6 protein-coding genes and 1 pseudogene are annotated in these 7,181 nt (G+C 65.5%); 4 read left to right on the forward strand and 3 right to left on the reverse strand.

From position 1 onward, the window contains the following. Window positions 1-25: 25 nt before the first annotated feature. Both sucD and sucC read right to left on the reverse strand, forming a co-directional pair. The gene (sucD, locus tag WAO18_RS06790) at window positions 26-928 is read right to left on the reverse strand and encodes a succinate--CoA ligase subunit alpha (protein WP_422204946.1); all 903 of its coding nucleotides are present in this window, start codon (window positions 926-928) and stop codon (window positions 26-28) included. Between the two features lie 17 nt (window positions 929-945). Next, window positions 946-2,109: an ADP-forming succinate--CoA ligase subunit beta gene (sucC, locus tag WAO18_RS06795; protein ID WP_422204947.1), complete on the reverse strand. Its 1,164-nt coding sequence runs from the start codon at window positions 2,107-2,109 to the stop codon at window positions 946-948. Window positions 2,110-2,365: 256 nt separating this feature from the next. On the opposite strand from sucC, the gene WAO18_RS06800 reads away from it, so the two are divergent. After that, window positions 2,366-3,397, forward strand: coding sequence for a M23 family metallopeptidase (locus WAO18_RS06800; RefSeq protein ID WP_422204948.1), 1,032 nt, complete (start codon window positions 2,366-2,368; stop codon window positions 3,395-3,397). A 3-nt stretch (window positions 3,398-3,400) separates the two neighbouring features. Further along, the gene (locus WAO18_RS06805; protein ID WP_422204950.1) at window positions 3,401-4,003 is read left to right on the forward strand and encodes a hypothetical protein; all 603 of its coding nucleotides are present in this window, start codon (window positions 3,401-3,403) and stop codon (window positions 4,001-4,003) included. On the opposite strand, the gene pcrA is transcribed toward WAO18_RS06805, so the two are convergent. Continuing rightward, window positions 4,000-6,321, reverse strand: coding sequence for a DNA helicase PcrA (pcrA, locus tag WAO18_RS06810; RefSeq protein WP_422204951.1), 2,322 nt, complete (start codon window positions 6,319-6,321; stop codon window positions 4,000-4,002). The two genes, WAO18_RS06805 and pcrA, sit on opposite strands and share 4 nt — an antisense overlap. A 199-nt stretch (window positions 6,322-6,520) precedes the next feature. Between pcrA and WAO18_RS06815 the strand changes: the two genes are divergently transcribed. Then, window positions 6,521-6,832, forward strand: coding sequence for a chorismate mutase (locus tag WAO18_RS06815; protein WP_422204953.1), 312 nt, complete (start codon window positions 6,521-6,523; stop codon window positions 6,830-6,832). Between the two features lie 59 nt (window positions 6,833-6,891). Beyond that, a pseudogene (locus WAO18_RS06820) lies at window positions 6,892-7,181 on the forward strand (glucose-6-phosphate isomerase); the annotation flags it as partial.

Genomic DNA, 7,181 nt, shown 5'->3' on the forward strand with positions numbered 1-7,181 from the left:
CCAATTTTGCCGCGAGAAGGATCCCCTACAGGCTTTCCAGGATTTGCCGCGCCAGCGCGGCTGTTTCCGACGGAGTCTTGCCGACCTTGACGCCGGCCGCCTCCAGCGCTTCCTTCTTGGCGGCGGCGGTGCCCGACGAGCCGGACACGATGGCGCCGGCGTGGCCCATCGTCTTGCCTTCTGGCGCAGTAAATCCGGCGACGTAGCCGACAACCGGCTTGGACACGTTGGCCTTGATGTAGTCGGCAGCACGCTCTTCGGCGTCACCGCCGATCTCGCCGATCATCACGATGACCTTGGTCTCGGGATCCTTCTCGAACGCTTCGATCGCGTCGATGTGCGTGGTGCCGATCACCGGATCACCGCCGATGCCGATCGACGTGGAGAACCCGAAATCGCGCAGCTCGAACATCATTTGGTAGGTGAGCGTGCCGGACTTGGACACCAGGCCGACGGGACCCGAGCCGGTGATGTTGGCCGGCGTGATGCCCACCAGCGCCTGCCCGGGAGTGATGATGCCCGGACAGTTCGGCCCGATGATGCGGGTCTTGCCGCCCTTGGACAGGTTGTAGGCCCAGGCATATGCACTGTCCTGCACCGGAATTCCCTCAGTGATGACCACCAGCAGCGGGATCTCGGCGTCGACGGCCTCGATGATGGCGTCCTTGGCGAACTTCGGCGGCACGAAAACGATCGACACGTCGGCGCCGGTCTTCTCCATCGCCTCCGAGACGCTGCCGAACACCGGCAACTTGACGATCTGTCCGCCCTTGTTCTCGTGCGTGACGGTGGTGCCGGCCTTGCGCGCATTGACGCCGCCGACGATCTGGGTGCCCGCCTTGAGCATGCGGGCGGTGTGCACGGTGGCCTCGCTACCGGTGATGCCCTGGACGATGACCTTGCTTTCGGAGGTCAGAAAGATTGACATGGGTCATTTTCCTTTTCTCAGGCGCTCGCGAGCTCGGCGGCTTTGTCGGCGGCCTCGTCCATCGTCGGTACCACCGTCACCAGTGGGTGGTTGGCTTCGGCCAGGATGCGACGGCCTTCGTCCACGTTGTTGCCGTCCAGCCGGACCACCAGTGGCTTGTTGGCGTCGTCGCCGAGGATCTTCAGCGCTTGGACGATCCCATTGGCCACCGCGTCGCATGCGGTGATGCCACCGAAAACGTTGACGAAAACGCTCTTGACCTGCTGGTCGCCCAGGATCACGTCGAGACCGGCGGCCATCACCTCGGCCGAGGCGCCGCCACCGATGTCCAGGAAGTTGGCCGGCTTGACCCCGCCGTGCTTCTCGCCGGCGTAGGCGACGACGTCCAGCGTCGACATCACCAGCCCGGCGCCGTTACCGATGATGCCGACCTCGCCGTCGAGCTTGACGTAGTTGAGGTCGTGCTCCTTGGCCTTCAACTCCAGCGGGTCGGTGGCGTCGCGGTCCTCGAACTCGGCGTGACCGGGCTGCCGGAAGTCGGCGTTGCCGTCGAGCGTGACCTTGCCGTCCAGCGCCAGGATCTGGTCGTCGGGCGTGCGCACCAGCGGGTTGACCTCGACCAGAGTGGCGTCTTCGGCGACGAAGACCTCCCACAACTTGGAGATGGTGACCGCGGCGGCGTCGAGCACCTCAGCCGGCAGGTGGCCCTGTTCGGCGATCGAGCGGGCGAAGATCACGTCGACACCTTTGACCGCGTCCACCGGAACCTTGGCCAGCCGCTCGGGCTTAGTCGCAGCGACCTCTTCGATCTCCATGCCACCCTCCACCGAGCACATGGCCAGGTAGGTGCGGTTGGCCCGGTCGAGCAGGAAGGAGATGTAGTACTCCTCTGCGATGTCGCTGGCCTCGGCGACCAGCAGCTTCTTAACGACGTGGCCCTTGATGTCCAGGCCGAGAATGTTCTTCGCGTGGTTGTAGGCGTCCTCCGCGGTCGCGGCATACTTGACCCCGCCGGCCTTGCCACGCCCACCGACCTTGACCTGCGCCTTGACCATCACCGGGTGCCCGATCTCTTCGGCGATGGCCTTGGCCCCGTCAGCGGTGTCTGTCACCCGGCCGGGCGTCGTCGGAACGTTGTGCTTGGCGAACAACTCCTTCGCCTGATACTCGAAAAGATCCATGGGCTCACTTCTGTGTGTCGGCCTATTTATAAGCGGGCCGGGGTTTTCCGATGCTCGCTTGCGGGAACTGTATCGACACGGCCTGAACGCTCCGTCGTCGGCATCGGTGGATGTGGCAGATCTCACCGGCATGCCCGCAGTGATTCAAATCACAATCCCGGGCGGATTTCTGGCTGAACTTGCGATGCCCCAGGGTCGGCGGTTAACGTCGCAGAGTCCAGATAACGGTATGGTTACGGCTCGAGGGACAATCAGGTTGACCCAGCAAATTCCGGCACCGTCTCCTGTCCAAGGAGAGTTCTCGGCGTCGCGTCATCGCAGGTCCATCCCCGGTCGCAACGAAGTCACCGACATCATTCCGTTCAATGAGTTCGGCAAGCTCGACGATCTGGATTTCAGCGCAAACTCCGCCTTCGAAAAAGAAGCGCAGGTCCTGGGCGCGCCCGAGCTCGACGATCTGGACGACACCGACAACCTCGTCGTCATGGACTTGGCCCGCCCCAGCGCGTCCGAGCGCCGCATCGACCCGCGTCGGCGCGACGCACACCGAGCCAGGACCGACACGGAGCTGATCGCCCGGCGAGGCCAGCACCGCAAACAACTGACCGGCCCCACTCGAGGTCGCGTGCTGATCGGTGCGATGGCCGCCGGCGCCGCCGCGGCGGCTGCGCACTCCGCCACCGAGGCACCGGACCACTCCAAAGCCCAGACCGTGCTGGCCGCCCAGGCCGCGAACACGAACGGCGGGCCGATCAGCACCTCCGGCGGCGGCATGCAGTTGGTCACCGTGCAGCCGGCCGCGAATGTCGCCGTGCACAACGCCGAGCTGGCCCACGGCGTCGCGTTCGCTCAGGAACGAGCCCAGCGCGAGGCCCGGCTGCAGCAGCCACTCTTCGTCATGCCGACCAAGGGCATCTTCACCTCGGGATTCGGTTACCGGTGGGGCGTCCTGCACGCCGGCATCGATCTCGCGAACTCGATTGGCACACCGATCCACGCGGTCTCCGACGGCGTCGTCATCGACGCGGGCCCGACCGCCGGGTACGGCATGTGGGTCAAGCTGCGTCACGCCGACGGCACGGTCACGCTGTACGGCCACGTCAACACCACGCTGGTCAGCGTGGGTCAGCGGGTGATGGCCGGCGACCAGATCGCCACTATGGGCAACCGCGGCAACTCCACTGGCCCGCATCTGCACTTCGAGGTGCTGCTGGGCGGTACGCAGCGGATCGACCCGGTGCCGTGGCTGGCCAAGCGCGGCCTATCCGTCGGCACCTTCGCCGGTTGACCGGTGACTGAGCCAACCAGTCCCACACCAGGCGATCGCCCTCCCCCCTCAACATCAAGCGGGCCCATGCGCGCCGCCGGCGGTCCGGAAACGCGGATCATTCGCCGAGCGCCCACCGGGCCGATGCCGCAGGCTGTCGACGATGTCCGCACCACGCACATTCCCCGGCCGCCGTCGCCCCCGCAATACGCCCCGCCGAGTCGTCAGCCGGGGATCACCGCCCCACCCGAAGGCGAACCCAGCCGAACCACGGCGGTGGCCGCCGCGGCCGTCAGCATCATCAGCGGCTGGGCCACATCGGTGGTGGCGACCGACCTGATCGCGGGCTGGTGGCGATCCGACCGCCTGTTCTGCGTCGCCGTGGCTTTCCTCGCGCTGGTGTTCGCCCTGTCCACCATCTCCGGGGTGATCCTGCTGCTGTTGCGCCAGCCCCTGAGCCGCTACCTGATCGTGGCCGGCGCGGTGGTCGCGATCTTGACCTACCTCGGCGTGTTCATCGCCGGCGCGCGGGTGGCCTGGATCGTGCACACCCTGCCGATTCTGCCGATCACCAGCGCCGCGCTGACGCTGCTGCCGCGCACGCGGGATTGGCTGCTGGAGGACTAGAGCTTCGCCACGGGAGCGTGGTTGTGCATCAGCTTCACCCGTCCCGAACTGCCGAAGTCGATCAGCGACATCGCTGATTCGCCGACGCCCGAGACCTCTTCGACCCGGCCCAGGCCGTACTTGTCGTGGGTGACCCGGTCACCGGGCGCCAGCACCAGCAGCGGCCGCTTGCCGGCGGCGCCACGAGTCGGCGACGGCCGGGGCGCCCCGAACCGTCCGGCCCCGCTCACCGGCGCGCTAAACGACGGGGTCGGGTCGGTGCGGCGCCAGTCGATGAGCTCCTGCGGAATCTCGCGCAGGAACCGCGATTCCGGGTTCAGCATCGGCTGCCCCCACGACGACCGGACCTTGGCCCGGCTGACATAGAGCCGTTGGCGTGCGCGGGTGATCCCGACGTAGGCCAGTCGACGTTCCTCGGAAAGCTCGCCGGCGTCGCCCAAAGCCCGCATGTGCGGGAACATTCCGTCTTCCCACCCGGTGACGAACACCACCGGGAATTCCAGCCCCTTGGCGGTGTGCAACGTCATCAGAGTCACCAAACCGGCTGTGTGCTCGGGTATTTCATCGGTGTCGGCGACCAGCGACACCCGTTCCAAGAATTGGGCAAGGACACCGGTGTCTGGCACGTCCTCGTCGTCGGGCACATCGTCCAGGGCAGCCGCATTGGCCAGATCGGTCGCGAATTCATGTGCGACGCTGACGAGTTCGTTGAGGTTGTCCAGGCGGGCCAGGTCTTGCGGATCGGAGGACGACTCGAGCTCCGCGCGGTATCCGGTGCGCTCCAGCACCGCCTCGACCAGCTCCCCGAGGTCACCTTCCGACGCGTCGAGCCGGCCGCGCAGCTCGTCGAGCATCTCGACGAAACCCGCGATCGCCTTGGCCGAACGGGTATTCAGCAGCGGCACTTTGCCTTCGGCAGCGGCCTCCAACGCGTCGGCAAAACTGGATCCGGTGTTCTCGGCGTACACCGCCACGCAAGCCTCGGCGCGATCACCGATGCCGCGCCGCGGGGTGTTGAGGATGCGTCGCAGGCTGACCGAGTCGCCGGGGTTGTCCAGCACGCGCAGGTAGGCGACGATGTCGCGGATTTCTCTGCGTTCGTAAAACCGCACTCCCCCAACGACTTTGTAAGGAATGCCGGCGCGAATGAACACCTCTTCCAACGACCGTGACGAGTTGTTGGTGCGGTAGAAAACGGCCACATCGTTATAGGTGATATCGCTGCTGGCGGCCAGCGCATCGATTTCCTCAGCGACGAACCTCGCCTCGTCGTGCTCGTTGTCGGCGACGTAGCCGACGATCAGCTCACCCTCGCCGGCATCGGTCCACAGTCGCTTGTCGCGGCGTCCGGCGTTGCGGGAGATCACCGAGTTGGCCGCGGTCAGGATGTTCTGCGTGGAGCGGTAATTCTGTTCGAGCAGGATCGTCTTGGCGTCGGGATAGTCGCGCTCGAAGTCCTCGATGTTGCGGATCGTGGCCCCGCGAAAGGCGTAGATCGACTGGTCGGCGTCACCGACCACGCACAGCTCACCGGGCGTGACGCCGTCTTCGGTGTCGCGGCCGACCAGCTCGCGGACCAGGACGTACTGCGCGTGGTTGGTGTCCTGGTACTCGTCGACCAGGATGTGCCGGAAACGTCGACGGTAATGCTGGGCGATCTGCGGGAAGGCCTGCAACACCGCGACGGTCTCCCCGATCAGGTCGTCGAAGTCGAGCGCGTTGGCCAGCCGCAACCGGTGCTGGTATTCGGAGAAGACCGCGGCCACGGTGCGCGCCAGCTCGTCGGATTGATCGTCGTCGGACAGGTTGGCCATCGCCTGCGGTGGATCGATCAGCTCGTTTTTCAGGTTGGAGATCGCGTTGGCCAGCAGTCGCGGCGAGTACCGCTTGACGTCAAGGCCGATGTCCTTGGCGATCATCTGCAGCAGACGACGCGAATCGTCGGCGTCGTAGATGGAGAAGTTGGAGTTGAGACCGGCGATCAGCGAGGCCTGGTTGCGCAGAATCCGCACGCAGGTGGAGTGAAACGTTGACACCCACATCGATCGCGCCCGCGGGCCGACCAGCGCGACCACCCGTTCCCGCATCTCGGCGGCGGCCTTGTTGGTGAAGGTGATCGCGAGCACCTGGCCGGGTCCGACGTCGCGCGCGGCCAGTAGGTAGGCGATACGCCGCGTCAGCACGGCCGTCTTGCCGGAGCCGGCGCCCGCCACGATAAGCAGCGGCGAACCCTCGTGCAGGACGGCCTGACGTTGTTGGGGGTTCAGACCGTCGAGCAATTGGTCGGCTTCGGACTCGGTCACGTGCTCCACACTCATATCCGCCCCAACTTACCGCCGTTCGGCGACACCTTTGCGCTGGAACGCCTTCAAGTGGCACACTCATTTCGTGCTCAATATGCAGCGTCGATTTTTCTACGGGTACCGGCCAGCGGTGCCCGTGGTATAGCTGCTTCCCAGAGCCCCGCGGTCCGCTTCCGGATCCGGGGCTCGTCTCTTGTGTGAGGCCCGAAACCGGATGACACCACCGCACCTCCCTCCACACAATGAGATTCCGGAGTCTGAAATGACAGTCGAAACAGAACAGCTCACCGACATCGATGACCTGCGCAAGGAAATCGATCGTCTCGATGCCGAGATCCTGGCCGCAGTCAAACGTCGCGCCGAGGTCTCCAGGACGATCGGCAAAGCCCGAATGGCCTCCGGCGGAACCCGGCTGGTGCACAGCCGCGAGATGAAGGTCATCGAGCGCTACAGCGAACTCGGGCCCGAGGGCAAGGACCTGGCCATGCTGCTGCTCAGGTTGGGCCGCGGCCGACTCGGTCACTGATCCGCCTGGTTCGCCGCCCGTTCACCTCGGCTTCAGCGCGCCCTGACTAGGGTCGAGGGATGACTGCGGTTGAACACATTCCCGACATCTCGTTGACCCCGGCATGGAGCGCGCTGCGCAAGCATCACGAGCAGATCGGTGGAACCCATCTGCGTAAGTTCTTCGACGAGGATCCGGACCGCGGCCGCGAGTTCAACGTCACCGTCGGCGACCTCTATATCGACTACAGCAAACACCGGATCAACCGGGAAACCCTGAAGCTTCTGACCGATCTGGCCCGGGCTGCCGAGCTCGAGCAACACCGCGACGCGATGTTCGACGGGACGCACATCAACGTCTCGGAAAACCG

Source organism: Mycobacterium sp. (assembly GCF_049278535.1).
Lineage (GTDB): Bacteria > Actinomycetota > Actinomycetes > Mycobacteriales > Mycobacteriaceae > Mycobacterium.

Bases quoted from the DNA above. Each gene is read 5' to 3' on its own strand.
- sucC (WP_422204947.1), bottom strand. From the start codon at position 2,109: ATGGATCTTTTCGAGTATCAGGCGAAGGAGTTGTTCGCCAAGCACAAC.
- pcrA (WP_422204951.1), bottom strand. From the start codon at position 6,321: ATGAGTGTGGAGCACGTGACCGAGTCCGAAGCCGACCAATTGCTCGAC.
- sucD (WP_422204946.1), bottom strand. From the start codon at position 928: ATGTCAATCTTTCTGACCTCCGAAAGCAAGGTCATCGTCCAGGGCATC.
- WAO18_RS06815 (WP_422204953.1), top strand. From the start codon at position 6,521: ATGACACCACCGCACCTCCCTCCACACAATGAGATTCCGGAGTCTGAA.